Origin of the sequence: Catenuloplanes niger (genome assembly GCF_031458255.1) — a bacterium.
GTDB classification, from domain to species: Bacteria; Actinomycetota; Actinomycetes; order Mycobacteriales; family Micromonosporaceae; genus Catenuloplanes; species Catenuloplanes niger.
In genome coordinates, this window is record NZ_JAVDYC010000001.1 from 5944056 (window position 1) to 5969700 (window position 25645).

General features: G+C 69.8%; 22 protein-coding genes. 19 read left to right on the plus strand and 3 right to left on the minus strand.

What is annotated here, in order from left to right; all coding sequences use genetic code 11:
- Window positions 1-88 precede the first annotated feature (88 nt).
- Window positions 89-2716 carry a hypothetical protein gene (locus J2S44_RS26450; protein WP_310419348.1) on the plus strand — a complete coding sequence of 876 codons (2628 nt, stop codon included), beginning with the start codon at window positions 89-91 and terminating at the stop codon, window positions 2714-2716.
- A 456-nt stretch (window positions 2717-3172) separates the two neighbouring features.
- Here the strand turns inward: J2S44_RS26450 and lexA are convergent, their stop codons facing one another.
- The gene (lexA, locus tag J2S44_RS26455; RefSeq protein ID WP_310419351.1) at window positions 3173-3952 is read right to left on the minus strand and encodes a transcriptional repressor LexA; all 780 of its coding nucleotides are present in this window, start codon (window positions 3950-3952) and stop codon (window positions 3173-3175) included.
- A 406-nt stretch (window positions 3953-4358) separates the two neighbouring features.
- Here lexA and J2S44_RS26460 point away from each other — a divergent pair, with 406 nt between their 5' ends.
- The 5 genes from J2S44_RS26460 (at window position 4359) to J2S44_RS26480 (ending at window position 10498) form a co-directional block, all read left to right on the plus strand.
- A complete protein-coding gene (locus tag J2S44_RS26460; protein WP_310419353.1) occupies window positions 4359-4712 on the plus strand; it encodes a LysM peptidoglycan-binding domain-containing protein in 354 nt (117 codons plus the stop codon).
- Between the two features lie 334 nt (window positions 4713-5046).
- Window positions 5047-5577: a transcriptional regulator NrdR gene (gene nrdR / locus J2S44_RS26465; protein ID WP_310419356.1), complete on the plus strand. Its 531-nt coding sequence runs from the start codon at window positions 5047-5049 to the stop codon at window positions 5575-5577.
- A gap of 116 nt (window positions 5578-5693) precedes the next feature.
- Window positions 5694-8573 (plus strand): vitamin B12-dependent ribonucleotide reductase, encoded by a 2880-nt coding sequence (locus J2S44_RS26470; RefSeq protein ID WP_310429937.1) that lies wholly within the window; start codon window positions 5694-5696, stop codon window positions 8571-8573.
- Window positions 8574-9009: 436 nt separating this feature from the next.
- Window positions 9010-10178, plus strand: a protein-coding gene (locus J2S44_RS26475; protein ID WP_310419359.1) for an IS3 family transposase whose coding sequence is annotated in 2 segments (ribosomal slippage) — window positions 9010-9294 and window positions 9297-10178 — 1167 coding nt in all. Because the reading frame shifts where the segments join, the coding sequence is not laid out codon by codon here.
- A gap of 92 nt (window positions 10179-10270) precedes the next feature.
- Complete coding sequence (locus tag J2S44_RS26480) at window positions 10271-10498, plus strand: hypothetical protein (protein WP_310419362.1); 228 nt, start codon at window positions 10271-10273, stop codon at window positions 10496-10498.
- Between the two features lie 5 nt (window positions 10499-10503).
- Here J2S44_RS26480 and J2S44_RS26485 read toward each other — a convergent pair whose 3' ends face one another.
- On the minus strand, window positions 10504-11787 hold the full coding sequence (locus J2S44_RS26485; RefSeq protein WP_374727795.1) for an IS256 family transposase: 1284 nt from the start codon (window positions 11785-11787) through the stop codon (window positions 10504-10506).
- A gap of 149 nt (window positions 11788-11936) precedes the next feature.
- Here J2S44_RS26485 and J2S44_RS26490 point away from each other — a divergent pair, with 149 nt between their 5' ends.
- The 3 genes from J2S44_RS26490 (at window position 11937) to J2S44_RS26500 (ending at window position 13446) form a co-directional block, all read left to right on the plus strand.
- A complete protein-coding gene (locus J2S44_RS26490) occupies window positions 11937-12314 on the plus strand; it encodes a hypothetical protein (protein WP_310419365.1) in 378 nt (125 codons plus the stop codon).
- Window positions 12315-12340: 26 nt separating this feature from the next.
- Window positions 12341-12613, plus strand: coding sequence for an Imm32 family immunity protein (locus J2S44_RS26495; RefSeq protein ID WP_310419368.1), 273 nt, complete (start codon window positions 12341-12343; stop codon window positions 12611-12613).
- An 80-nt stretch (window positions 12614-12693) separates the two neighbouring features.
- The gene (locus J2S44_RS26500; RefSeq protein WP_310419371.1) at window positions 12694-13446 is read left to right on the plus strand and encodes a barstar family protein; all 753 of its coding nucleotides are present in this window, start codon (window positions 12694-12696) and stop codon (window positions 13444-13446) included.
- Window positions 13447-13792: 346 nt separating this feature from the next.
- Here J2S44_RS26500 and J2S44_RS26505 read toward each other — a convergent pair whose 3' ends face one another.
- Window positions 13793-14209 (minus strand): winged helix-turn-helix transcriptional regulator, encoded by a 417-nt coding sequence (locus J2S44_RS26505; RefSeq protein ID WP_310419374.1) that lies wholly within the window; start codon window positions 14207-14209, stop codon window positions 13793-13795.
- A 179-nt stretch (window positions 14210-14388) separates the two neighbouring features.
- Here J2S44_RS26505 and J2S44_RS26510 point away from each other — a divergent pair, with 179 nt between their 5' ends.
- From J2S44_RS26510 to J2S44_RS26555, 10 genes are all read left to right on the plus strand, one after another.
- Entirely contained in the window at window positions 14389-15189 is an 801-nt protein-coding gene (locus J2S44_RS26510) for a hypothetical protein (protein ID WP_310419377.1), read from the plus strand.
- 301 nt (window positions 15190-15490) lie between these two features.
- Window positions 15491-17044: a glycosyltransferase family 39 protein gene (locus J2S44_RS26515; RefSeq protein ID WP_310419380.1), complete on the plus strand. Its 1554-nt coding sequence runs from the start codon at window positions 15491-15493 to the stop codon at window positions 17042-17044.
- 2 nt (window positions 17045-17046) lie between these two features.
- A complete protein-coding gene (locus tag J2S44_RS26520) occupies window positions 17047-18366 on the plus strand; it encodes a glycosyltransferase family 2 protein (protein WP_310419383.1) in 1320 nt (439 codons plus the stop codon).
- A complete protein-coding gene (locus tag J2S44_RS26525) occupies window positions 18359-19468 on the plus strand; it encodes a glycoside hydrolase family 26 protein (protein ID WP_310419385.1) in 1110 nt (369 codons plus the stop codon). The genes J2S44_RS26520 and J2S44_RS26525 overlap by 8 nt, the downstream gene beginning before the upstream one ends.
- Window positions 19469-19478: 10 nt before the next feature.
- Window positions 19479-20786: a hypothetical protein gene (locus tag J2S44_RS26530; RefSeq protein ID WP_310419388.1), complete on the plus strand. Its 1308-nt coding sequence runs from the start codon at window positions 19479-19481 to the stop codon at window positions 20784-20786.
- An 11-nt stretch (window positions 20787-20797) separates the two neighbouring features.
- Window positions 20798-20950, plus strand: coding sequence for a hypothetical protein (locus J2S44_RS26535; protein ID WP_310419390.1), 153 nt, complete (start codon window positions 20798-20800; stop codon window positions 20948-20950).
- Window positions 20947-22425: a hypothetical protein gene (locus J2S44_RS26540; RefSeq protein ID WP_310419393.1), complete on the plus strand. Its 1479-nt coding sequence runs from the start codon at window positions 20947-20949 to the stop codon at window positions 22423-22425. The genes J2S44_RS26535 and J2S44_RS26540 overlap by 4 nt, the downstream gene beginning before the upstream one ends.
- Window positions 22426-22580: 155 nt before the next feature.
- Window positions 22581-23840 carry an ABC transporter substrate-binding protein gene (locus J2S44_RS26545; RefSeq protein ID WP_310419396.1) on the plus strand — a complete coding sequence of 420 codons (1260 nt, stop codon included), beginning with the start codon at window positions 22581-22583 and terminating at the stop codon, window positions 23838-23840.
- A complete protein-coding gene (locus tag J2S44_RS26550; RefSeq protein ID WP_310419399.1) occupies window positions 23837-24751 on the plus strand; it encodes a carbohydrate ABC transporter permease in 915 nt (304 codons plus the stop codon). Before J2S44_RS26545 ends, J2S44_RS26550 begins: the two co-directional genes overlap by 4 nt.
- On the plus strand, window positions 24748-25581 hold the full coding sequence (locus J2S44_RS26555; RefSeq protein ID WP_310419402.1) for a carbohydrate ABC transporter permease: 834 nt from the start codon (window positions 24748-24750) through the stop codon (window positions 25579-25581). Before J2S44_RS26550 ends, J2S44_RS26555 begins: the two co-directional genes overlap by 4 nt.
- Window positions 25582-25645 lie beyond the last annotated feature (64 nt).

Below are 25645 nucleotides of genomic sequence, written 5' to 3' on the forward strand. Positions count from 1 at the left end.
TGTCAGTCGGCTTTGATCGGCGTGTAACCAAGGTTCGAGGATGGCGTGCGAGACTAGCCGGATGCGGCGTGCGGTTTCATCGATTGTTGTGGCGTTCGGGCTGGTCGCTGCCATGCCGTCGAACGCGCTCGCGGCGGCGGTCGCGGCGCCCGCGAAGGGCCAGGAGGTGTGCAAGCTCTCCGACCAGGTGCTGGCCGAGCTCTCCGGCCTCGCCGCCTACGAGGACGGCTACTTCGTCATCAACGACGGCTCCGACAACCCCGCCGAGGCCACCAAGGTCTTCTACCTGGACGGCAAGTGCAAGCTCCAGGGCAATCGGACCATCGAGTACCCCGGCGAGCCCGCGGACACCGAGGACATGGTGCTCTCGCCGGACAGCAAGACGCTGTGGGTCGGCGACGTCGGTGACAACGAGGGCAAGCGCCCCACGATCGGGCTCTTCAAGATCGATCTGACCGCGGAGGACCCGAAGCCGGTCTACTACCCGGTGCGCTATCCCGGTGACAACGCGCCGAACGCCGAGGCCCTGCTGGTCAACGGCGACGGCACGCCGATCGTGGTGACCAAGGAAGCGGCGGTCGCCCACTTCTGGATCCCGTCCGCGCCGCTCGAGAAGACCCCGGACGGCATCGAGCTCAAGCAGGCCGGCGAGTGGAAGATCCCGCTGACCGAGACGAGCACCTGGCTCGGCGTGCCGGGCCGGCTCGCGGTCACCGGCGGCGCGGTCGCACCCGGCGGCGCGAAGGTGGCGCTCCGGACGTACGCGGACGCCTTCGAGTGGGACGTGCAGAACGGCGACGTCATCGCGGCCGTGACCGGCGGCGAACCGCGGATCACCGGGCTGCCCGACGAGTCGTTCGGTGAGGCGATCACCTACACCGCGGACGGCGCCTCGTACGTCACGGTCTCCGAGGTGTCACCCGGCCAGACGTTCGCCAAGGACACGCCCAAGCTGCTGAAGTACGCGCCGATCGACAACTCGGTCCAGGCCGCGACCAGCGAGAACGGCGGCCAGGGCGACGACCGCGCGCTGTGGGAGAAGCTGTCGCTCGGCCAGATCACCGCCGTGGTCGTGTCCGTCGGTGTCGTGGGCCTGCTCATGCTGGTCGGCGGCATCGCCGGCATCGTGCTGTTCCGGCGCCGCCACCCGGCCCCGGACGAGGAGGAGTCGCCGGCCAAGGCCGCGTCCGACGCCGGTTCCGGCGACGGTGACTCGCCGGAGCTGAGCGGCGGCTTCGGACCGGACTCCTCGGGCGCGAACCGGCGCGAGCCGGCGGCCGCGGGCGCGGTGTACGGCGCGGGCGGCGCCGCCCGGTCCGGTGGCGTCTACGGCGGCGGCCCGGCCGGCCTGAACGGTGGCGGTTCCGGCGCGGTCTACGGCGGCGCCGGGAGCGGCAACGGCTCCGGCGGCGGAGCGGCGCGCAGCGGCGGTGGCGTGTACGGCGGCGGCCCGGCCGGCCTGAACGGCGGCGGTTCCGGCGCGGTCTACGGCGCGGGCGCGGGCCCGGTCGACGGCGGCGGTAAGGCCGGCGCGGGCAAGGCCGGCGGCGGTGTCTACGGCGGCGGTCCCGCCGGTATGAACGGTGGCGGTTCCGGCGCGGTCTACGGCGCCGGCGGCGGTGACGGTCGCGGCCCCGCGCAGCCGGGTGGCCCCGCTCAGGGCCCGCGCGGCGGCGGCCCGGCCGGCGGACCCGGTGGCGGCCCACGCGGTGGTCGCGGTCCGCAGGATCCGCAGCAGAGCGGCGGCGTCTACGGCGGCGGCCCGGCCGGGATGAACGGCGGTGGCTCCGGCGCGGTCTACGGCGCGGGCGGAGGCGGCGGTCAGGGCGGCGGCGGTCCGGTCGGTGGTCCGGTCGGTGGTCCGGGCGGTGGTCGTGGGCCCGGCGGCGGTCGTGGGCCCGGCGGTCCGGTCGGCGGCCCCCGCGGTGGTGCTCAAGGCGGTCCGGGTGGTCCCCGTGGCGCCGCTCCGGGCGGTCCGGGCGCTGGTCCGGGCGGTCCGGTCGTCGCGCCGGGCGGTCCCGGCGGCGGTCCGGGCGGTCCCGGCGGTGGTCCGCGTGGTGGCGGCGGTGGCCCGCGTGGTGGCGGCCCGGCCGGTCCCGGTGGTCCTGCCGGTCCCGGTGGTCCTGCCGGTCCCGGTGGTCCTACCGGTCCCGGTGGTCCGCGAGGCGCGGCTCCGGGCGGAGCCGGTCCCCGTGGCGGTTCGGCCGGTCCGCGAGGCCCGCAGCAGAGCGGCGGAAATCCGCTGCAGAGCGGTGCCATCCCGCCGGCCGGGCGCGGCCCGCAGCAGGGCGGTGGAAACCCGCCGGCCGGGCGTGGCCCGCGGCAGGGCGGTGGCGTGCCGCCGGCCGGGCGTGGTCCGCAGCAGAGCGGCGGAAATCCGCAGCAGAGCGGCGGCATCCCCCAGGCCGGACGCGGTCCGCAGCAGGGCGGTCGTGGTCCGCAGCAGGGCGCGCGCGGCCCCCAGCAGGGCGGTGGCCCGCAGCAGGGTGGTCGTGGCCCGCAGCAGCCGGGCGGGCGCGGTCCGCAGCAGGGCGGTGGCCGTCCGCCGCGCCAGGGCGGCGGCAGCGGTGTCTACGGCGGCGGTCCGGCCGGCATGAACGGCGGTGGCTCCGGCGCCGTCTACGGCGCCGACGGTGAGCGGAGCGGTGGCCACGACCGCGACGACCAGCGCGGCGGTTACCCGCAGAACCCGCCCTACGACGACCGCCGGCGCTGAGCTGACCCGCCCTGCGAGGGCTGATCCGTCCCGCGGGAGCTGATCCGTCCCGCAGGAGCCGACCCGCCCCGCGGGGATGCGGCCGGCGGAGCTACGGGAAACCGATGTCCCGGGTGCGGCCTCCACGGCCAACGGAGCCCACACCCCGGACGTTCGTCACCGGGCTTGGGATTCGTGATCGGTCCCGGCGTTCGTGGCGGGTGCCGGCGTTCATCGCCGGTCCCAGATTTCGTCGCCGGTCCCGGCGTGGGGCGCGGTCCGGGCGTGTGCGCGGTCCCGGTGTGGGCGCGGTCCCGGTGTGTGCGGCCCCGGCGCGGCGTCGCCGGTGTGCGCGGCCCCGGCGCGGCGTCGCCGGTGCGCGCCCGGCCCGATGGTTCGCTACGGCGCCGCCGGCTGGTGTGCGGCGCCGTGCCTCAGCTTGTCGTGTCTCAGCTGCCGTGACGCAGCTGTGGGGACTCAGATCCGGCGGAGCACGGCCACGACGCGGCCGATGATGGACGCGTCGTCGCCCGGGATCGGGTCGAACGCCGGATTCGCCGGCATCAGCCAGACGTGCCCGTCGCGGCGGCGGTAGGTCTTCACCGTGGCCTCGCCGTCCAGCATCGCGGCGACGATCTCGCCGGAGTCCGCGTTCGGCTGCTGGCGCACCACGACCCAGTCGCCGTCGCAGATCGCGGCGTCGATCATCGAGTCGCCCTTGACCTTCAGCATGAAGACCTCGCCCTCGCCGACCAGCTCGCGCGGCAGCGGGAAGACCTCCTCCACCGCCTGCTCGGCCAGGATCGGGCCACCGGCAGCGATCCGGCCCAGCATCGGCACGAACGCCGGCGTGGGCCGCTGGGCGCGGGCCGCCTCGTCGTCGATCATGTCGGCCGGCGGCCGGACGTCGACGGCGCGCGGCCGGTTCGGGTCGCGGCGCAGGAAGCCCTTCCGCTCCAGCTCCTTCAGCTGGTACGCGACGGAGGACGGCGAGACGAGGCCGACCGCCTCGCCGATCTCCCGGACGCTCGGCGGGTACCCGTACTTCTCCACCCATTCGCGGATGAACTCGAGGATCTTGCGCTGGCGCGCCGTGAGGTCCGCGGAGACCAGGTCGGGGAAGCTGCTGACCGGCTGCACCGGCCGCAGGTGCGGGGCCGCGGCCCGTTGCCGCCCGGCGCCGCGCTTGCCCGCGGCGGGCGCGCTCTTGCCCTGCTGCTCCTGCTCCGGATGCTTGCTCCGGTCGTCGGTTGACACGTCCGTCCTCCCTGGTCGGTGAGTGCCTGGTGCGGCACCTGGTCGCGGATGCGCGGTGGGGAAGTGCGCAAGAGCGACCGATAAGTTCGGGAGTTCGCCCTACGGGCCGCGGCCGCCGGGCGCCGATGTCGCGTCCGGTGGTGCGGCCCCGCCGAGCCGAGTGGGGAAGTCCGGTTCGGCGTGGTGACCCCTCTGTGCGCAAACGGTAATGGTGAAATCCCACTTCTTCAAACATCTGTACGAGATTTGGGCGGCGTGTCGTGCTTTCGAGTCTCGACATCCGTACGCATGTTCTGGTAGACCTTCGTACGTCCGTTCTATCGAACCCTTGTTCGAGTAAGATCATTATTACTGGGGGGGTCCCGTGGCTGGGACGGCAACGACGACGGCGTTCTCCGCATCCGCGGTGAGCGCCCCCACCAGGGCGGCGATCGGTTGGGGGACCGATCGCACGGCCCATCCGGCGAAGCGGCCGCTGCGCCTCACCCGGCGCGGCCGGATCGTCCGCATGGTCGCGCTGATCGCGTTGGCCTGGGTCGCGGTCGGCCTGCTCGCCGCCACCGCCTCACACGCGGAGCGGGACGCCGGCCCGCTGCCCACCGCGGTGGTGCAGAAGCACGACACGCTCTGGGACATCGCGGCGCGATACCGTCCCAGCGACGACCCGTTCGCCATGGTCGAGGAGATCCGCGCGCTGAACGATCTGCCCGGCTACACGATCCATCCCGGCCAGGAGTTGCGGCTGCCGCGCGGGCGGTGAGATCGCTCCACGGGTGCCGAAACCCGGGCAAAAACAACGACTTCCGCGCCGCCGGTAACCACCGTCCCACGACGCGTGTTGAGACCGCAGGCACAGTTGTGACCGATGCGGCGGGTGAGCTTGCACCGGTGGCGTGCGGGGCCTAGGGTCACAACATCTAGTAGTGACACGGGTGTAAGTCATCAACTGGTAGGGGTCCTCGCCCTCACCTTCCCAGCCTGTTCACCACAGCGGCCGCCCGGCGCAACCGGGCGTTTTCGCTGCGGTTCGGCGTGCGCGGGGCAAGGCTGGAGGGGGAGAGCCGGCCCAGCCGCGGGGGAAGGGGACGCTCGACATGCGCTGTCCGTATTGCCGGCACGCCGACTCCCGGGTGGTCGACTCGCGCGAGGCGGACGACGGGCAGCTGATCCGCCGGCGGCGGTCCTGCCCCGAGTGCGGCAAGCGGTTCACGACGGTCGAGGAGGCGGTCCTCGCGGTGGTGAAGCGCAGTGGCGTCACCGAGCCGTTCAGCCGGACGAAGATCGCCAACGGCGTGCGCAAGGCCTGCCAGGGCCGCCCGGTCACCGAGGACGCACTGGCTCTGCTCGCGCAGCGGGTGGAGGACGCGGTCCGGTCGCGGGGCGCGGCGGAGATCCCCAGCAACGAGGTCGGTCTCGCGATCCTCGGCCCGCTGCGGGAGCTTGACGTCGTGGCCTACCTGCGGTTCGCCAGCGTCTACCGGTCGTTCGACACGCTGGGGGACTTCGAACGGGAGATCGAGGCGTTGCGCGCGGAGGCACTGGCGCGTGAGGCCGCGATCGAGCAGGGCGCGGACGGGTCCGGCGCGGCAGCCGTACCGTCGGATCGCCCTGGGGTTCTGCACTGAACTGAGCAACAACGGATGTGAGAGTCGCGGCGACATGGCGCCGCGCTGATCGAGGGGGAAGCACATTGGCCGGGGACAACGCGTCCACGAGCAACGCGACGACGGGTAAGGGGCGGATCCGGGCGACGCAGAGCAACGGCTCGGCTCCGAAGGAGTCGAAGGAGCTCAAGGGCCTTGCCGTCGAGCGGGTCTGGACGACCGAGGGCGTCCACCCGTACGACGAGGTCGAGTGGGAACGCCGCGACGTCGTCATGACGAACTGGCGGGACGGCTCGATCAACTTCGAGCAGCGCGGTGTGGAGTACCCGACGTCGTGGAGCGTCAACGCGGCGAACATCGTGACCACGAAGTACTTCCGGGGTGCGGTGGGGACCCCGCAGCGTGAGTGGTCGCTGAAGCAGCTGATCGACCGGGTCGCGAAGACGTATCGCGCCGCGGGCGAAAAGTACGGCTATTTCGCGACGACGACCGATGCCGAGATCTTCGAGCACGAGCTGACCTGGATGCTGCTGCACCAGGTGTTCAGCTTCAACTCGCCGGTCTGGTTCAACGTCGGCACCGCGTCGCCGCAGCAGGTCAGCGCGTGCTTCATCCTCTCCGTCGACGACTCGATGGACTCCATCCTGGACTGGTACAAGGAGGAGGGGCTGATCTTCAAGGGCGGTTCCGGCTCCGGCGTGAACCTGTCCCGGATTCGCTCCTCCAAGGAGCTGCTCTCCAGCGGCGGCACCGCCTCCGGCCCGGTGAGCTTCATGCGCGGCGCGGACGCGTCCGCCGGCACCATCAAGTCGGGCGGCGCCACCCGCCGCGCGGCCAAGATGGTCATCCTCGACATCGACCACCCGGACATCGAGGAGTTCGTCGAGACCAAGGCGCGCGAGGAGGACAAGATCCGCGCGCTGCGGGACGCCGGCTTCGACATGGACCTGGGCGGCGCCGACATCGTCTCCGTGCAGTACCAGAACGCGAACAACTCGGTCCGCGTCTCGGACGAGTTCATGACCGCGGTCGAGAACGGCACCGAGTTCGGCCTGCGCAGCCGCCTGGACGGCAGCGTCATCGAGACGATCGACGCCAAGAACCTGTTCCGCAAGGTCGCGCTCGCCGCGTGGGAGTGCGCCGACCCGGGCATCCAGTACGACGACATCATCAACGACTGGCACACGAACCCGGAGACCGGGCGGATCACCGCCTCGAACCCGTGCTCGGAGTACATGTCGCTGGACGACTCGTCCTGCAACCTGGCCTCGCTGAACCTGATGAAGTTCCTCAAGGACGACGGCGGCTTCGAGATCGAGAAGTTCGTCAAGTCCGTCGAGTTCATCATCACCGCGATGGACATCTCGATCTGCTTCGCGGACTTCCCGACCGAGCGGATCGGCGCCACCACCCGGGCGTACCGTCAGCTCGGCATCGGCTACGCGAACATCGGCGCGCTGCTGATGGCGTCCGGCCTGCCCTACGACTCGGACGGCGGCCGCACCGTGGCCGCGTCGATCACCTCGCTGATGACCGGTACGGCGTACCGTCGCTCGGCCGAGCTGGCCGGCATCGTCGGCGCGTACGACGGCTACGCCCGCAATGCCAAGGCGCACCAGCGCGTCATGCGCAAGCACGCCGCGGCGAACGACGACATAAGGGCGTTCAGCACGGTCTCCGACGCGATCCGCGAGGCGGCCGGCGAGCAGTGGGCGCTCGGTAACAAGATCGGCGAGACGAACGGCTGGCGCAACGCGCAGGCCTCCGTGCTCGCGCCGACCGGCACCATCGGCCTGATGATGGACTGCGACACCACCGGCATCGAGCCGGACCTGGCGCTCGTCAAGTTCAAGAAGCTGGTCGGCGGCGGCTCGATGCAGATCGTCAACCAGACGGTCCCGCGCGCGCTGCGCAGCATCGGCTACCAGGAGGAGCAGATCGAGGCGATCGTCGAGCACATCGGCGAGCACGGCCACGTGATCGACGCTCCCGGCCTGAAGAGCGAGCACTACTCGATCTTCGACTGCGCGATGGGCGCCCGGTCCATCTCCCCGATGGGCCACGTGCGGATGATGGCGGCCGTCCAGCCGTTCATCTCCGGCGCCATCTCCAAGACCGTCAACATGCCGGAGGACGCGACGGTCGAGGAGGTCGAGGAGGTCTACTTCCAGGGCTGGAAGCTCGGCCTCAAGGCGCTCGCGATCTACCGCGACAACTGCAAGGTCGGTCAGCCGCTCTCCGCGATGAAGAAGGAGACCCCGGCCGAGGAGCCCAAGGCCGAGGTCGAGAAGGTCGTCGAGAAGGTCATCGAGTACCGCCCGGTCCGCAAGCGCCTCCCGAAGAAGCGCTCCTCGCAGACCGTGTCGTTCTCGGTCGCCGGCGCCGAGGGCTACCTCACCGCCTCCGGCTACCCGGACGGCGGCCTCGGCGAGGTCTTCCTGAAGATGTCGAAGCAGGGCTCGACGCTCGCCGGCGTGATGGACGCCTTCTCGGTGGCCATCTCGATAGGGCTTCAGCACGGCGTCCCGCTGGAGACGTTCGTCAGCAAGTTCACCAACATGCGCTTCGAGCCGGCCGGCATGACCGACGACTCGGACATCCGCATGGCGTCCTCGGTGATGGACTACATCTTCCGTCGCCTGGCGCTGGACTACCTGGACTTCGAGACCCGCTCCGAGCTGGGCATCCTGACCGCGCGTGAGCGCGCGGCCCAGGTCGCGGCCGAGCAGGAGGCCGCGGTCGACCTGGCCGGCATGGCCGCGTCCGCCCCGGTGCCCACCAAGGCCCCGGAGCCGGTCGCCACCGCGCCGGTCGCCGAGCCGGCCAAGCCGGCCGAGGCCAAGGTCCCGGCCCAGCCCGCGCCGCCGGTCCAGGCCCGCACCTCGACCGAGCTCCTCGAGCTGGTCCAGGGCCGTTCCGCCGACGCGCCGCTCTGCTTCACCTGCGGCACCAAGATGCGCCCGGCCGGCAGCTGCTACGTCTGCGAGGGCTGCGGCAGCACCTCCGGCTGCAGCTGAATCCGGGAAGTTTGTGCATGTCTCCCGTGAGACCTTCCTAAGAGGAATCGCTGGTTGACATCGCTCCTGGTGTAGGCCTACAACAGATGCCTCCCATCCGATTGCGGGTGGGAGGCATCTGCTTTGGGAGTACGAGAGGAGCGCGGTAACCGTGTCGGTGAGTGTCGTTCCTCCGCGTCCCATCGATCACGACCTGCTCGGTCAGATGCTCGGCGAGCCGGCGCTGCGGGTCGAGCACGTGGACAGCCCGTCCATCCTCGTCGACGGTCGCTATCACACGGCAGCGTCGCACTGGCTGCGCCGTAAGCACCAGCGGCGGCCGGTGATGGATACGAACGTTGCCCACGCACGTCGCCTTGCGGCCTGGAGGGTCTGCTGCACGCATAGGTGACATCTGAGATGGCTTGCCGTGACGGTGAGCTGGAAGGATGTTGCTGTGCCCAGGCCCTACCCTCGTGAGTTCCGCGATGACGTCGTGCGGGTCGCTCGTGACCGTGATCCCGGTGTGACGGTCGAGCAGATCGCCAAGGACTTCGGGGTCCATCCGATGACGTTGTTCAAGTGGCTGCGCCAGGCCGACATCGACGCCGGCGCCGCGCCCGGCGTGAGCCGCAACGACTCCGCCGAGTTGCGTGAGGCCCGTAAGCGGATCAAGCTTTTGGAGCAGGAGAACGAGGTCTTGTGCCGGGCCGCGGCGTATCTGTCGCAGGCGAACCTGCCGGGAAAAGGCTCTACCCGCTCGTGAACGAGCTCGTCGTCGACGGGATACCCGTCGCGGTGACGTGCCGGGTGCTGAACCTTGCTCGTCAGCCCTACTACCGGTGGCTTGCCCGTCCGGTCACCGACGCCGCTCTGGCCGAGGCGTACCGGGCGGACGCGCTGTTCAGCGCCCATCGTGACGATCCGGGGTTCGGCTACCGGTTCCTGGCCGACGAGGTCCGTGCGGCCGGACAGTCGATGGTCGAGCGCACCGCGTGGAAGATCTGCTCTGGTATGGGCTGGTGGAGCACGGTCAGCCGCAAGCGGCGCCGGGGCAAGGGCGGCAGGCCGGGTCCGCCGGTGCACGACGACCTCGTCAAACGGGACTTCACCGCCGGCGGGCCGAACCGGTTGTGGCTGGCCGACATCACCGAGCACCGCACCGGTGAGGGCAAGTTGTACCTGTGCGCGATCAAGGACGTGTGGTCGAACCGGATCGTCGGCTACTCCATCGACTCACGGATGAAGTCGCGGCTGGCCGTCAACGCCCTGCACAACGCCGTGGCCCGGCGCGGTGACGTGGCCGGCTGCGTGCTGCACACCGACCGAGGATCGCAGTTCCGCAGCCGAAAATTCGTCCGTGCCCTGCATCATCACCAGATGCTCGGATCGATGGGCAGAGTCGGTGCCGCCGGCGACAACGCCGCGATGGAGTCGTTCTTCGGCCTGCTGCAGAACAACGTCCTCGACCGCCGGACCTGGACCACCCGCCAGGCATTGAGGACCGCGATCGTGACCTGGATCGAACGGACCTACCACCGCCGCCGACGCCAACGCCGCCTGTCCCGGTTGACCCCTATCGAGTACGAGACCATCATGACCCCACCGGCCAGTCAGGCCGCGTGACTTGAACTGTCACCTATCGGTGCAGCAGACCCCTCTGCCAGGTCGCAGGTGTGTCCCGCGGATCCACCTACAACCACCACAAGGAGGCGATGGTGAGTATCCGGGAGAACATTCCAGTTCTCGTCCGGGCGCAACTCGCCGTCCTCGGCGAGACACCGAGCGCCGCAGAGCTGTTCGACCAGGTTCACGAGCGGGACGAGACCATCCGCGAACTCCGAGCCGAGATCAAGGCTGCCCGCCGAGAACGCAACACGGCTCTCGCCTACGCTCGCGACCTGCACGAAGGGAGTGTCAAGTTAACGGCTGATCTTGGTTGTTGAGGTGGTCAGTTGTCGGCCGGGGTGAGCCGGCCTTCGAAGGCGATCTGGAAGGCGTTCAGGGGTGCCTTCCAGCGCATGGTCCAGCGCCTTCGGCCCGCGCCGGTGGGGTCGAGGCTCATCAAGGCCATGTAGACGCACTTGAGCGCGGCCTGCTCATTCGGGAAGTGGCCGCGAGCTCGCACGGCCTTGCGGATACGGGCGTTGACCGACTCGATCGCGTTCGTGGAGCAGATGACCTTGCGGATCTCGGCGTCGAAGGCGAGGAACGGCACGAACTCGGCCCAGGCGTTTTCCCACAGCTTCACGATCGCCGGATACTTACGGCCCCACGCCTCGGCGAACTCGAGGAACCGCTCGGCCGCGGCGTCCTCGGTCGGTGCGGTGTAGACCGGCCGCAGCGCCTTGGCGATCTTGTCCCAGTCCTGGCGCGCGGCGTAGCGGAACGAGTTGCGCAGCAGGTGCACCACACACGTCTGCACGATCGTGCGAGGCCAGACGGTCTCGACCGCCTCCGGCAGGCCCTTGAGCCCGTCGCAGACGAGCATCAGCACGTCGGCGACGCCGCGGTTCTTCAGCTCGGTCAGCACGTGCAGCCAGTGCTTGGCGCCCTCACCGCCGTCACCGGCCCAGATGCCAAGGATGTCGCGGTGCCCGTCGACGGTGACCGCCATGGCGAGGTAGATCGGCCGGTTCGCGACCTGCCCATCGCGGATCTTGACGTTGATGGCATCGATGAACACGACCGGGTAGACCCGGTCCAGAGGCCGGTTCTGCCACTCCGCCATGCCGTCCATGACCTTGTCGGTGATGGTGGAGATGGTCTGCTTGGACACCTCAGCGCCGTAGACCTCGGCCAGGTGCGCGGCGATCTCGCCGTGGGTCAACCCCTTGGCCGACAACGACAACACCATGTCGTCGACGCCGGTCAGCCGCCGCTGCCGCTTACGCACGATCTGCGGCTCGAACGTGCCCGCGGCATCGCGTGGGACTCGCACCTCGACCGGCCCGACGTCGGTGAGCACGGTCTTGGTTCGGCTGCCGTTACGGGTGTTCCCGCTGCCACGACCTGCCGGGTCGTGCTTGTCGTAGCCGACGTGGTCGGTGATCTCACCGTCCAGCGCTGACTCCAGCACCCGCTTGGTCAGCTGCTGCAGCAGCCCACCCTCACCGGTCAGCTTCAGCCCGTCACCACGAGCCCGATCGACCAGCATCGCGATCAACTGCTCATCCGTGACCGCATCCGCCGGCCTGGCGGCCGGCTCCTGCCCCGAGGTGATCTCGGTCGTCATCTGGCGTCTCTCCCTTGATCGGTCGATCAGCCGTTATTTGTACAGTCCCTGCACGAACGGTTACGCCCGGAGTTCGAGGCGATAGCCCGCGAGAAGCAGGAGAAGGTCCGCTACCTCAGGCCTCTTCCCGACGCGGTGGAGGCTGACGAATGATCAACGCGGACGACCCGATGCAGTGGCAAACCGACAAGCTGAGCGCTCTCCGCCTCGGCCGTCGGCTGGTGACCGAGGTCTCATCCTCCGGGCAGGGAAGAAGGGCCTTCGTCGACATCCGCCCCATTCGAGCTGATGCCGATCATGTCGCCAGCCGAGAGGGCTGGGTTCGGCCCGACCGCGATCGCACCTTCAAGGTGGAGCACTGGGATTACGACGCCGACCAGTTGGACGGCTTCGATTACGACGTCGGTGCGGCACTCGTCCGTGCCGCGACCGTCACAGGCGAGGCGGAACTCGCTGCCATCCTCCAGGCCTGGGACCTTCTGCCTGGACAGTTTCGCCACCCCTGGGATACCGACGACCCGAGGTAGTCGGCGGGATGCGGCACACACTGGTCATGAACGAGATCTCACTTTCGGTCCCGCCGTACGACCCGGCGGTCGGCGTTGTCGCTCCCGCCGAAGGTGGATCGGTCACCGTCGAGATTGTCGATGATTCAGTCGAGATCTTCGGTGATCCTGCCGGCCTCCGCGATCTCGCTCGGATGCTGCTCGCGTTGTCGGACGTGCGAGCGCCGAAGGGCGCCAACATCCATCTCGATGCCGGCATCAACCCACTCGACCTCGGCTCCGCCTCTCTCATGCTGGCGAGTGATCCACGTGCCCGGTGAAGAGACGAGTCTGCAGGACAAGCGGATGGCACTGGGGCGAAGACGTACCGCTCCGCTGGCTGTTGATCGATGAATCCGCCATGGGAGAGGCAGACGCCGCGATCGCGGCGTGCGCTGATATCGAAGGGCTATTCGTCGATTTGCCGTCCACGGTGCGCGGGACGACGCTTCTCGGGTGCATGCCTCACCCACCGCTGCGCCGTGCTCTGGACGCGCTGGCCAAGGGGGCGGGCAACCCAGGCGGTGCGCTGCATCGTCGGTCGATCGACGCGACCCTCTACAGCGTGGACCACAACGGTGTGGTCAACCGCATGATCGGCTCCCATCTGCGAGCATCAGTGACCGAAGTTCGTCCCTCAGTCCTCGCCGCTGACCTCGTCGATGTCGACTTGGACAGCGCGATCTCTGAGCCGATGCCGAGTTCGGCGCGACCAATCTGGAACTTGTGGCACGCCGGTGGCCCGACCGAACCGAACCTTTGGGCAGGCTACGGCCGGGAGCTTCGGCATCTCTGGTCTGGAGCGGCCTTGGCTCACCACCGGGCCGAGGCGCCTGACAAGCCAGCCGACAGCACCTACCAGCTCGACGGGTGCCACGTCACCGACATCGAAGGCTTCTACTGCGCCATCGGCGAGGCCATCAACGGCCCTGGCGGCTATTTCGGCTGGAACGGTGACGCGCTCCACGACTGTGTGACGGGCGGGTGGGGCGCCGAGTGGCCGTTCCGCCTGACCTGGCACCACGCCGAGGTGGCTCATAGCCATTTGACTGCCAAGTTCGACCAAATCCTTCAATGGCTTGCCGAGGATCAGATCGAGGTCGAGTTGCGCTGATCGGTGGTTGCAGCCGGGGAGTCCTCCCACTTCTTGGGAGGAAGGCCGGTCAATCCGGCGACGCTGCGGAGACAGCTGCAGTGGGGAGACAGCCCCCGACTTCCCAGGAACAGCTGACACCCGCCGCCACCCGCGTCGGACGCGACGGCGGGGAGCGGTGAAACAGCTGGAAGAAGGGCGGTCCCGGAGTCATCCGGGGCCGCCCTTCGGGCTGTCCCGCCGGGAGTGACCGATGGTCGCCGGTCGAGCGCACGCGCCCCATTCGGGCCTCGGGCGCGTGCGACGCCTGTTCGTACTCGAACGGGCCGGTCGCGGAACGCCGCCGCACCGGGTCTGCGGCGGTGACTCAGCCGTCGTACGCAGCGCGGTGGGCCAGCACCTCGTCCATGTGGTCCTGGGCCCAGAGCTTGAGGCCGCGCATCATCGCGTGCAGCGAGAGTCCGAGCGGGGTCAGTTCGTAGGTGACCGTGACCGGCACCGTCGGTTCCACGGTGCGGGAGATCAGGCCGTCGCGTTCCAGGGCGCGCAGCGTCTGGGTGAGCATCTTCTGGCTGACGCTGGCCAGTAGCCGGGACAGTTCCGAGTACCGCATCGGGCGGGGATCGCCGGCGCAGTCCGGGCCGCTGCCGAGCGCGGCCAGGATCAGTGTGACCCACTTGTCGGAGATCCGGTCCAGCAGTTTGCGACTGGGGCAGGCGGCGAGGAACGCGTCGTACTCCATCTTGGCCCGCGCCCGCTGCTGAGCCGCCGTCGTCGTCGCCATCGCCCGCTCCTTCGCCGCCGTACGCCACCCGAGCTGTACTTCCCGACAGAAAGTTACCCCACCAGCATGAAGGGAACGCGCCGGTCACGAGATGTGACCGCGGTCGTGGGGGTTGCGCGCCTGGTCTAGCCTGTGCCGGAGTTGATCTGGACTGCTTGCAGCTACGGGGAGTTACCTACGTGAAGGCTTTGAAGACCACCGTCGTCGCCATGTCCGCGGTTGCCGTGCTGGGGGTCGCGGCCGGCTGCGGCGAGACCGGGACCGGCGGCGGGACGAGCGCGCCCGCGGGTGGCACGAGCGCGGCCGCGCCCGCGGCGACGCCGGCGGACCCGAAGGAGGCGTTCCTCCAGGCCTTCACGGCGATCGAGGCGCGGCACTACGCGTACTCGATGAGCGTGGACGGCACCGAGGCGTCCGGGGTGGTCTACGCGCCGGGGAAGTCGTCGAGCAACTCGACCTCCGGTGAGCTGGAGGGCACGAAGTTCAGCACCGAGACCGTGTACGCGGACGGCAAGGCGTTCGTGAAGATGGACTTCGGGTCCGGCAACAGCAGCCTCGGGATCGACGCCGACACCTGGTACGAGCTGGACCTGAACGTCGCGAAGCAGCTCGACTACACGTTCGAGCAGCAGGCGCCGCTCCAGCCGGCGTTCACGACGTCGATCGCCTCGGTGGAGCGGGACGGCGACGCCGGGTTCACCGGTGTGTTCGACTTCGCGGCCGCGTCCGCGGGCAACCCGAACCCGCAGACCGCGACGCTGCTGAAGGCGCTGGGCGACGCGGCGAAGACGGCCACGTTCGCGGCGAAGCTGGACGACGCCGGCAACGTCACCACGCTGGTCCTCACGATCGCGAAGACGGACAAGACGCCGGAGATCACGCAGTCGCTGACGTACACCGAGTTCGGCACCGCGCAGGCCCCGGCGGCGCCGGCCGACGCGCAGCCGGCTCCGGCCTCGCTGAACGACCTCTACAAGTGAGTGCGCGGTGACGGAGGCCGGGCACGGTCTCCGTCACCTCAAAGTTGGATAAAGACTTGATCACGCGCCACGGGCAGCGAATGGGGCTATTCGCTCCATAGCGGTCGGTGCGAATCATTCGCAGTCACGTACCGATTACGGGCTGTGGAGTACCAGTGCTGTCGTGCATCGGAGCCCGTCGACCGCGGCGGTTACCCTCGTGCGCAGCCGCGCGCGTGCGTCGAGGCAGGCCAGCCGCCTGACGATGTCGCGCGGTCATATCGGCGGGCCATACGGGGGCCCCCGCTCGGTAAGGGTGACCATGCAGAACAGTGATCAGGACACCGTTCTTCTGCCGAAGATACGGTTTCCGGACCTCGACGAGGGCGACGACGCGCCGCGCGACGCCTGGTCGGAGACGGACTACGGAGCGGAGACGCACCGCGGCCGGGTGCGCGCGCTGACCACGATCGCGTGGCTGCTGCCGGCGCTCGCCATGGCCGCGCTCGGCATGGTCCGCCTGACCTGGAGCAGCCTCTCCGCGGACGAGCTGGGCTACTGGGCGTTCGTGACCACGCCGTGGGACGACGCGCTCGGGCTGCTCGGTGAACTCGACTCCGGCACCGTGCCGTACCACGTGGCGCTCAAAGCGTACGCGGAGCTGGCCGGCTCCTCGGATCTGGCGCTGCGCGCGCCGTCGCTGCTGTTCATGGCGCTCGCCGCCGGGCTGGTGGCGGGCCTCGGCGCGCGCCTGACCCGGCCGCGCACCGGCTTCACCGCGGGCATCCTGTTCGTGATCGTGCCGGGCGTCACCCGCTTCGGCCAGGAGATCGGCCCGACCGCGGCCGCGATGTGCCTGACCGCGCTGAGCACGTTGCTGCTGGTCGTGGTGCTGGACCGGGGCACCGGCCGGCGATACACCGGCTACGCGGTGACCGTGCTGCTGCTCGGCCTGACGCTGCCGGTCGCGCTGCTGGTGCTGGTCGGCCACGGTTTCGCGGTGCTGATGATGCGCCGCGGCGCGCTGCTCGGCTGGCTGCTCGCCACCGTGCTCGGCGTGCTGCCGGCACTCGGCTCGGTCGTCTACTTCGGACTGCCGACGGTCCGGATCGGGCTGGACACCTCCACCACGCTGCTGGACGTGACCACGGTCGCGGGCGCGCTGTTCGGCACCGCGCTGGTGGCCGGCGCGCTGGTCGGGCTCGGCCTGATCAGCGTCTCGTTCCGCAAGCCGTCCGTCATCTACAGCTGTTGGTCGGTGATCCCGGTGGTGCTGCTCTACGCGCTGAGCCGGATCGGGCTGAGCTGGGAGGCGCCGGCGCTGGCGTTCACGCTGGGCGGCTGGGCGCTGCTCGGCGCGCAGGCGCTGCACCAGGCGCCGGCCGTGCGCGGTGTGACGGCCGGGCTGATCCTGGCCGCGTTCTGCGTGCCGAGCCAGATCGAGGTCCGCCAGCGCGACGGGCACGGTCTGGCCAGCGCGGAGCTCGGCGCGATCATCAAGGGTCAGGCGCTGCAGGGTGACGTCGCGGTCTACGGCCCGGGCCCGAAGAGCGGCGCGGTCGGCCGGGACGTGGTCGCCCGGTACGTACCGGCGGAGATCCGGCCGGCGGACGTGCTCGCGCTGACGCCGCCGCGCACCGGCGGCCGGATCGTGGTCGACGAGTGCGCCGAGGTCGAGGCGTGCCTGAACGGCGCGCTGCGGGTCTGGCTGATCCGCGCGGACCGCGCCGAGTCGCCGCTGACCGGCCTGCCCGCGGCGAAGGCGAACCCGCTCGGCGACCTGTACGACGTGGACCGGACCTGGTACCTGTCCGGGCTGATGCTGGTGCGCCTCACGCTCAAGCCGGCCGGGCCGGACCAGGTGCGGGTCGGCTGACCATGCTCGCGTTCCTGCTCCAGCTCAACGCGTGGGCCACGACGGGTCAGCTGTACCTGTTCGCGCTCTTCATGATCATGATCTGGTCGCTCTGGCTGCTGCGCGTCACGCTGGCGCGCTACTACCGGCCCTGGACCCGGCCGTACGAGACGAGCACCTCGGTGATCATCCCGGTGGTGGACGAGCCGGAGGAGCTGTTCCGGTCCGTGCTGGAACGGATCATCGAGCAGCGGCCCACCGAGATCATCGTGGTGATCAACGGGCCGCGGAACGAGACGCTGGAGAAGCTCTGCGGCGCGCTGGAGGTGCGCTGGGCGTGGACCGAGACGCCCGGCAAGCGGAACGCGCTGCAGATCGGCGTCGGCTTGATGACCTCGGACATCGCGGTCCTGGTCGACTCCGACACGGTCTGGACCAGGGACACGCTGGCCGAGCTGATCAAGCCGTTCGCGGACCCGCGGGTCGGCGGCGTGACCACCCGCCAGCGCATCCTGGAGCCGGACCGGACCGTGCTGACCCGCTGGGCGGACTGGCTGGAGAACGTGCGCAACGAGTACTCGATGCCGGGCATGAGCGTGCTCGGCACCATCGGCTGCCTGCCCGGCCGGACCATCGCGTTCCGCCGCTCGATCCTGGTGCGGTCGATGGAGAAGTTCCTGACCGAGAAGTTCCTGGGCGTGTTCCTGGAGGTCAGCGACGACCGTACGCTGACGAACTACACGCTGAGGGCCGGCTTCCGGACCGTCTACCAGTCCACCTCGCTGGTCTACACGGACGCGCCGCTGCGGCTCGGCAAGCTGGCGAAGCAGCAGTACCGGTGGGCGCGCGGCTCGCAGTACAACACGCTGCGCATGCTGCCGTGGATGCTGCAGCACACGCCGCTGCTGGCGGTCTTCTACCTGGCCGACATCGTGGTGCCGTTCGTGCTGGTCGGCTCGTTCGTCTCGTGGGGCGTCACGCTGGTCACCGGGCGGCAGGCGGAGCTCTACGACGCGCTGCCGCTGCCCACCGCGCCGTGGGCCGCGCTCGGCCTGATCCTGCTGCTCAGCGGCGTGCTCACCACGCTGTCCCTGGCGTTGCGGTTCGGGCGGCACTTCGCGTACCGGCCGATCGATCTGCGGCATCTGCCGGCGTTCATGCTGATCAACACGTTCCTGCTGATGCCGGTCCGGGTGCTCGGCTTCTTCCGGATGGCGCACAATGCCGGCTGGGGCACCCGTGCCGGTGGCTTCGCCGGCGAGAAGGAGCGCAACCCGTTGCTGATCGTCCCGTACCTGCTGGGGGCCCTGATGCTCGGGGTGTCGGTGATGATCGGTGTCTGACGAGGGCACGTTCACGCTGTCCGAGCTGTCCAAGGTGGCCCGGGACGAGCGCAACGGCCGGCTGCGCTTCCGGGTCTGGACGACCGTGAACGCGGTCGCGCTGCTGGTGCTGGCCGGGTGGGTGCTGATGCCGGACTCGACCGGTTCGGACATGAAGCCGATCGACGGCCGGGCCGCGGCCGCGGCCGCGATGGACGTGGCGGCACCGCCCACCAAGGCGGAGATCCTCGCGATCGAGGGCGTCCGGTTCGGGCTGAGCGCGCCGCAGGTGCCGTACTCCACCACGGAACTCGACCGGATCGGCACCGCCGCCGGCACGCTGCCCACGCTGCTGCAGTACTTCGTGAAGTGGTCGGAGGAGCTGCGCCCGGAGAGCATCGAGCTGTCCTACGCGCAGAACGCGGTTCCGGTCGTCTCCTGGGAGCCGTGGGCCGGTTCGGAGGCCGGCGAGGACCAGCCGGAGTACGCGCTGGCCCGGATCGCGTCCGGCGCGCACGACGACTACGTCCGGGAGTTCGCCACCACGATCCGGGACGCGCGCTACCCGGTCGCGCTGCGCTTCGCGCACGAGATGAACGGCGCCTGGTACCCGTGGTCGGAGCGCCGCTCCGGCAACGCGCCGGGCGACTACGTCAAGGCGTGGCGGCACGTGCACGACGTGTTCCGCGAGGTCGGCGCGACCAACGTGATCTGGGTGTGGAGCCCGAACATCCTGCGCCCGGTGCCGAACGTCAGCATCGAGGCGCTCTACCCCGGCGACGAGTACGTGGACTGGGCCGGCTTCGTCGGCTACGCGGTGCACGAGACGACCGCGGCGGCGGTGTTCGCGCCGACCGTCGCGGCGATCCGGAAGTTCACCAACAAGCCGCTGCTGATCACGGAGACCGGCGTGCTGCCGAGCGACCGGAAGGCCGGCTGGATCACGGACTTCTTCGCGTGGCTGCCCACCCAGGAGGGGCTGGTCGGCTTCGTCTGGTTCGAGTTCAGCAAGGACGAGGGCGGCACGGAGGACTGGCGGTTCAGCGTCGACAGCCGGTACGCCGCGGCGTTCAAAGAGGGAATGGCCAAGTTGACACCCGCGGCGCCGCCGCTCGGGTTCTGAGGAGCGTGTCATGAGACGGCGTTTTCTGCTGACCGGCGCGGCCGGTGCGGCCGCTACCGTGGTGGTCGCCGGCCCGGCGAAGGCGGCCCCCGCGAAGACGGCCCCGGCGAAGACGGCCCCGGCGAAGGCGGCCCCGGAGACGGCCGCGGCCGGTGACGAGACCGTGGACGGCTCGCTCACGGTCGGCGACGGTTCGGTCAGCCGGTCGCTGACCGTGATGTCGTCGTTCGCCGGCGGGGACGACGTGCCCGGCAGCACCACCGCGTACGACTCGACCGGCCGGATCAACCTGCTCTCGTACCAGCGCGCCTACGTCCGCCAGTACGGCGAGACGATCCGCAACTTCCTGATGCGCAAGGACGCGAAGGCGATGACCGCCTGGTACGGCCCGGACAAGCTCTACGACGCGAACCGGGACGCGATCGGTGACTGGACCGACCCGAACCAGTTCTCCCCGTGGGTGTGGACCGGCGCGCACTACGAGGCGAACGACCAGGGCTCGCTGCACGCGCACTGGGAGGTCGAGGTTCCGGACAGCAAGGGCGCGCTGCAGGGCCGCTTCGAGATCCTGTTCGCGGACCAGGCGACCGGCAAGATCGGCCTGGACACCACGAAGATCCTCACCAACCTGGCGCACTTCGTGGTGCGCTGCTCGAACAACCAGCAGCTGCGCCTGCAGGCCGTGGCCGGCTGGGAGAAGGCGATCGTCTTCACGAACGACACGGACGCGACCCGCCAGCGCTGGAAGATCCGCAGCACCGGCGAGGCGGAGAGCGGCGCGAACGCGGGCAGCAACTTCGAGCTGGCCCGGTACGACGACGCCGGTACCATGATCGACCAGCCGATCATCGTCAACCGGGCCACCGGTCAGATCACGCTCTGCGGGCGGTCCGGCACCGGCGGCGGCGTGGTCGTCAACCGCGCCGGCACCGGCGTCGCACTCGCCGTCAACAGCACCGGCGCGGCCGGGCAGGGCGTGCTGGTCAGCGGCGCGGACACCGCCTCGGCGGCGTACCAGACGAAGGTCACCGGCGACACCGTCAACCGCTTCCGGGTGATGACGGACGGAAAGCTGGAGTGGGGCGGCGGCACCGGCCGGGACACCAACCTCTACCGCGCGGGCACGGACGTCCTCAAGACCGACGACAGCCTGCACGTGGGCGCCCAGCTGCGCCACCTCGGCACCGGCCTCGGCTTCTTCGGCGCCAACGCGGTGGCCAAGCCGGCCGTGTCCGGTTCCCGCGGGGGCAACGCGGCCCTCACCTCCCTGATCACGGCTCTGACCTCGCTCGGCCTGATCACGAACTCGACCAGCTGAACGGGGAAATCATGGACCTGACGATCGAGGACTTCCAGCAGGTGCTCTTCGAGCTCTACATGGCGCAGCGGGAGAACAACCAGCTGCGCGCGGAGGTGGCGAAGCTGCGGGAAGCGCTCGCCGCCGCCCAGTCGCACTCGCACGGCCCCGCGGACGCCGAATGAGCCGCCGCACCGGCCTGACCGTTGCCGTGGTCGCGGCCGTGCTGGTGATCGCGCTGTCCGTGGCCGTGGTCGTGGTCGGGCTGGGCAACGCGTCGACGGAGGACGGGACCACGGCCGGGGGCAAGACCGTGACGGTCGACGCCGCGCAGGACCTGGGACCGTTCGACAACCCGGCCGGCTTCCAGAACCAGAGCGGGCCCGCGTACCCGCTGGGCTCGGCGGACCTGGACCGGGTCGCCCGGCTGGAGCCGCGGGTGGTGCGCGCCTGGTTCAAGCCGCATCAGTACTACGACCGGCAGACGAAGAAGTTCAACTTCGACTACCCGACCGCCGGGGGTACGACCGCGTACGACTACCTCGACCAGGTGGCCGCGCAGGGCAAGTCGATCATCGGCAACTTCGACCAGTGCGACCAGGCGCTGATGCGGCTGAACGCCACGGCGGACTGCCGGTGGGTGCTCAAGGCCGGGCTGATGCACTACAAGAAGAAGTACCCGTCGCTGCGGTACATCGAGGTGTTCAACGAGCCGGACAAGACCTGGGAGCCGACCGAGGTCGAGCAGCCGGCCATGCCGCTGGAGGACTACTACCGCTGGTACCAGGTCGCGTACCAGGTGGTGAACGAGGTCAACGACGAGCTGAAGCCGGGCGTGCCGCTGGAGATCGGCGGGCCCGCGTCGTACACGTTCAACGAGGACTTCTTGACCGGCTTCCTGGACCTCTACGTCAAGGACGACAACAAGGACAAGAAGTTCGCGTTCATCTCGTACCACCAGTACAAGCAGCGGGACCGGCCGGCCGCGGTGGCGCAGGAACGGGAGATCGTCCGCGGCTGGATGCGGGACCGGAAGCTGGACGAGAACCGGCCGGTCTTCGTCACCGAGTACGGCGTGTTCCCGGGCGCGAACACCGGCACCACGTTCGAGGCCGACCTGCTCACGCACGCGGCCGGGATGGCCACGCTGGGCCGCTACTACGCGTACAGCGGGACCGAGATGTACATGCACTGGGTCTACGACCACCTGGACAACGAGCGTAAGTCGATGTTCGTGGACGCGGTCGACGGTGGCGTCTACCCGTACTACAACCTGGTGCTGATGCAGCGCATGCTGGGCACCCGGCTGGTGCCGGCGGAGTCGAACGCGGTCGCGGACACCGGCATCGGCGTCTCCGCGCTCGCCACCACCGGCGACCGGAAGGTGGCCGTGCTGCTGACCAACTACCAGTGGACGGACGGCGCGGCCGAGCACGACGTGACGCTGGCGCTGCGGAACCTGCCGGAGTCGCTCACCGCGGGCGAGGTGACGGTCGAGCGGTACCTGGTGGACGCGCAGACCAGCAACCGGGCCCACAACGAACTGGGCCAGGACCTGCAACGGGTCGAGCGGTACGACACGAAGCTCGGCGCGTCCGCGGACCTGAGCCTGCACCTCGGCGTGAACGCCATGTCCCTGGTGGTGGTCACCGCCAAGTGACGACGATCGCCGGCCGGGCCGCCCCCGGCCGGCGATCCGGCCGTTGTAACGTTCAAGCCAGGGTATTGACGCTCATCGAACCAACCCCTAACGTCTGAGCCCACGGTCTGCAGTGACGTACTGAAATGTATGGATCATTCGAGGGGTTGGCCCGGATGGCGTCGACAAAACGATTCAGGGCGGCGCTCGCCGTGCTGCTGCTGGCCGGCAGGCTGACCGCCTGCGGGGGCGGCGACGACGCGGGCGGCGACGTCACGCTGCGGTTCTCCTGGTGGGGCAACGCGGACCGGGCCGCGCTCATGCAGCAGTCGATCGACCTGTTCCAGGCGGCGAATCCGACGATCACGGTGACCCCGAGCTTCCAGGAGTTCGAGGCGTACTGGCAGAAGATGGCGACCGAGACCGCCGGCGGCAACGCGCCGGACGTGCTCCAGATGGACTTCGCCTACCTGCGGGAGTACGCGGACCGCAACGTCCTGCTCGACCTGAAGAAGACCGACGTCAGGGTGGACGACCTGATCCCGGCGTTCCAGGGCGTCGGCGAGGTGGACGGCGCGCTCTACGGCGTTCCCACCGGCGGCAACACGTGGTGCATGTTCTACAACCCGGCACTGCTGGCCGCCGCGGGCGTCGAGGAGCCGGCGGCCGGCATCACCTGGGACCAGTACCACGCGCTGGTCGACACGGTCTCGAAGAAGGGCGCCGGCCGCACCTACGGCGGCAGCAACTACCGCTCGGTGATCTACAGCTTCGAGTCGTACCTGCTCCAGCGCGGCGGCACCCTCTACACCGAGGACGGCGCGCTCGGCTTCACCGAGCAGCAGCTGATCGACTACTGGACGGTCGGCAAGCAGTACGTCGACGACGGCCGGTTCATCCCGTCGGAGAAGGTCGCGCAGATCGAGCCGGCCTCGCCGATCACCAAGGACCTGATCGCCACCGAGTTCCGCTGGGACAACTTCTTCGCGCGGTACGCGGCCGAGACCGAGGCCGAACTCAAGATCGGTCCGGTGCCCGTGACGGCGGCGGGCGGCCCCACCGGGCAGTACCTGAAGCCGGCCATGCTGCTCTCCGCGTCCGCGCGCACCGACCATCCGGACGAGGCCGCCAAGCTGATCAGCTTCCTGATCAACGACCCGCAGGTCGGCCGGATCTTCGGCAGCAACCGCGGCATCCCGGCCACGAACGCGCAGCGCGAGGCGGCCGTGCTGGAGGGACCGGCGCTCGCCATCGCCGAGTACGAGAAGGCGATCGCGCCGCTGCTGCAGAAGGCGCCGCCCGCACCGCCGAAGGGCGCGGGCACGGTGGAGGCCGCGTTCCTGCGCATCGCGGACGAGATCAGCTACGGCCGGTCCTCCGTGCCGGACGCGGTCGACACCTTCTTCACCGAGGCCGAGGACACGCTCGCCGGATGACCACGATCCCCGCGCGGGTACGGTACGGGGACGCCACGGCGGGGCTGCTGTTCCTGACCCCGTGGCTGCTCGGCATGCTGCTGCTCACGATCGGCCCGATGCTGGCCTCGCTCTACCTGTCGTTCACCGACTACGACCTGTTCGACACGCCGGAGTGGGTCGGCCTGGACAACTACCGGCGGATGTTCGACGACCCGCGCTACCTGCAGTCCGTCACGGTCACCACCGCTTACGTGGCGCTGGCCGTGCCGCTCAAGCTGGCCGCCGCGCTCGGCGTGGCGCTGCTGCTCAACCGGCCGCGTCTCGGCCAGGGGCTGTACCGGTCCGCGTTCTACGCGCCGTCGCTGATCGGGGCCAGCGTCAGCCTGTCGCTGGTCTGGAAGAGCATCTTCTCCGACGACGCGGTCGTGGACCGGGGCCTGGCCGCGATCGGGCTGGACACCGGCGGCTGGGTCGGCCGGCCGGAGTTCTCGCTGCCGATGCTGGTGCTGCTGGCCGCCTGGCAGTTCGGCGGGCCGATGGTCATCTTTCTGGCCGGGCTGAAACAGATCCCCGGCGAGCTGTACGAGGCGGCCGCGGTCGACGGCGCCGGACCGTGGCGCCGGTTCCGCGCGGTCACGCTGCCGATGCTGTCGCCGGTGCTCTTCTTCAACCTGCTGCTGGAGATCATCGGCGCGTTCCAGGTGTTCACGTCCGCGTTCGTGATCGCGACCGGCGCGGCCGGCGGTGGCGGGCCGGCCGGTTCCACACTGCTCTACACGGTCTACCTCTACGGCCGGGGATTCGTCGACTTCCGGATGGGATACGCGTCCGCGATGGCCTGGATGCTGGTGCTCGGCGTCGGGCTGGTCACCGCGCTGCTGTTCCGGACCAGCCGGATGTGGGTGCACTACGCGGGGGACAGGGCATGAGACGGCTTCGCTCGGTGGCCTGGCACGCCGGTGCCGTCCTGCTGCTGATCGTGGTGCTCTACCCGGTGGTGTGGATGATCAGCTCGTCGTTCAAGGACTCCCGGGACATCATCGGCGACCTCGACCTGCTGCCCGCGCCGCCGACCGGCCGCAACTACGCCACCGCGGTCGAGGGCGTGGCCGGGATCAGCGTGTGGCGGCTGTTCGGCAACTCACTGCTGCTGGCCGTGCTGTCCGTGATCGGGACCGTGGTGTCCAGCACGCTCGCGGCGTACGCGTTCGCCCGGGTCCGGTTCCGCGGCCGCGGCCTGCTGTTCGCGCTCATGATCAGCACGTTGCTGCTGCCGTTCCACGTGCTGATCATCCCGCAGTACATCGTGTTCCAGCGCCTGGACCTGATCGACACGTACCTCCCGCTGCTGGTCGGGAAGTTCCTCGCGGTCGAGGCGTTCTTCGTGTTCCTGCTGGTCCAATTCATGCGCACGCTGCCGTACGAGCTGGACGAGTCCGCGCGGATCGACGGCGCCGGCCACGGGCGGATCTTCTGGAACATCGTGCTGCCGCTGTCCCGCCCCGCACTGATCACCACGTCGATCTTCACGTTCATCTGGACGTGGAACGACTTCTTCGGGCCGCTGATCTACCTCTCCACACCGGACCGGTACCCGCTGCCGCTCGCGCTGCAGCTCTACATCGACCAGACCGAGGCCACCGACTACGGCGCGCTGATCGCGATGTCGACGCTGGCGCTGCTGCCGGTCGTCCTGTTCTTCCTGGTCTTCCAGCGCTTCCTGATCGAGGGCGTCGCCACGTCCGGCCTGAAGGGCTGAGATGAGCTCCGATGAGATCCCGGCCGCGGCCGGGCAGCCGGACGAACACGGCGGGCTACCGCTC

Excerpts from the sequence above, each read along its gene's own strand:
- J2S44_RS26515 (WP_310419380.1), top strand. The coding sequence starts at position 15,491 with ATGCAGAACAGTGATCAGGACACCGTTCTTCTGCCGAAGATACGGTTT.
- J2S44_RS26505 (WP_310419374.1), bottom strand. The coding sequence starts at position 14,209 with ATGGCGACGACGACGGCGGCTCAGCAGCGGGCGCGGGCCAAGATGGAG.
- J2S44_RS26520 (WP_310419383.1), top strand. The coding sequence starts at position 17,047 with ATGCTCGCGTTCCTGCTCCAGCTCAACGCGTGGGCCACGACGGGTCAG.
- J2S44_RS26530 (WP_310419388.1), top strand. The coding sequence starts at position 19,479 with ATGAGACGGCGTTTTCTGCTGACCGGCGCGGCCGGTGCGGCCGCTACC.
- J2S44_RS26545 (WP_310419396.1), top strand. The coding sequence starts at position 22,581 with ATGGCGTCGACAAAACGATTCAGGGCGGCGCTCGCCGTGCTGCTGCTG.
- J2S44_RS26490 (WP_310419365.1), top strand. The coding sequence starts at position 11,937 with ATGATCAACGCGGACGACCCGATGCAGTGGCAAACCGACAAGCTGAGC.
- J2S44_RS26540 (WP_310419393.1), top strand. The coding sequence starts at position 20,947 with ATGAGCCGCCGCACCGGCCTGACCGTTGCCGTGGTCGCGGCCGTGCTG.
- J2S44_RS26485 (WP_374727795.1), bottom strand. The coding sequence starts at position 11,787 with ATGACGACCGAGATCACCTCGGGGCAGGAGCCGGCCGCCAGGCCGGCG.
- J2S44_RS26495 (WP_310419368.1), top strand. The coding sequence starts at position 12,341 with ATGAACGAGATCTCACTTTCGGTCCCGCCGTACGACCCGGCGGTCGGC.
- nrdR (WP_310419356.1), top strand. The coding sequence starts at position 5,047 with ATGCGCTGTCCGTATTGCCGGCACGCCGACTCCCGGGTGGTCGACTCG.
- J2S44_RS26550 (WP_310419399.1), top strand. The coding sequence starts at position 23,837 with ATGACCACGATCCCCGCGCGGGTACGGTACGGGGACGCCACGGCGGGG.
- J2S44_RS26500 (WP_310419371.1), top strand. The coding sequence starts at position 12,694 with ATGGGAGAGGCAGACGCCGCGATCGCGGCGTGCGCTGATATCGAAGGG.
- J2S44_RS26535 (WP_310419390.1), top strand. The coding sequence starts at position 20,798 with ATGGACCTGACGATCGAGGACTTCCAGCAGGTGCTCTTCGAGCTCTAC.
- J2S44_RS26555 (WP_310419402.1), top strand. The coding sequence starts at position 24,748 with ATGAGACGGCTTCGCTCGGTGGCCTGGCACGCCGGTGCCGTCCTGCTG.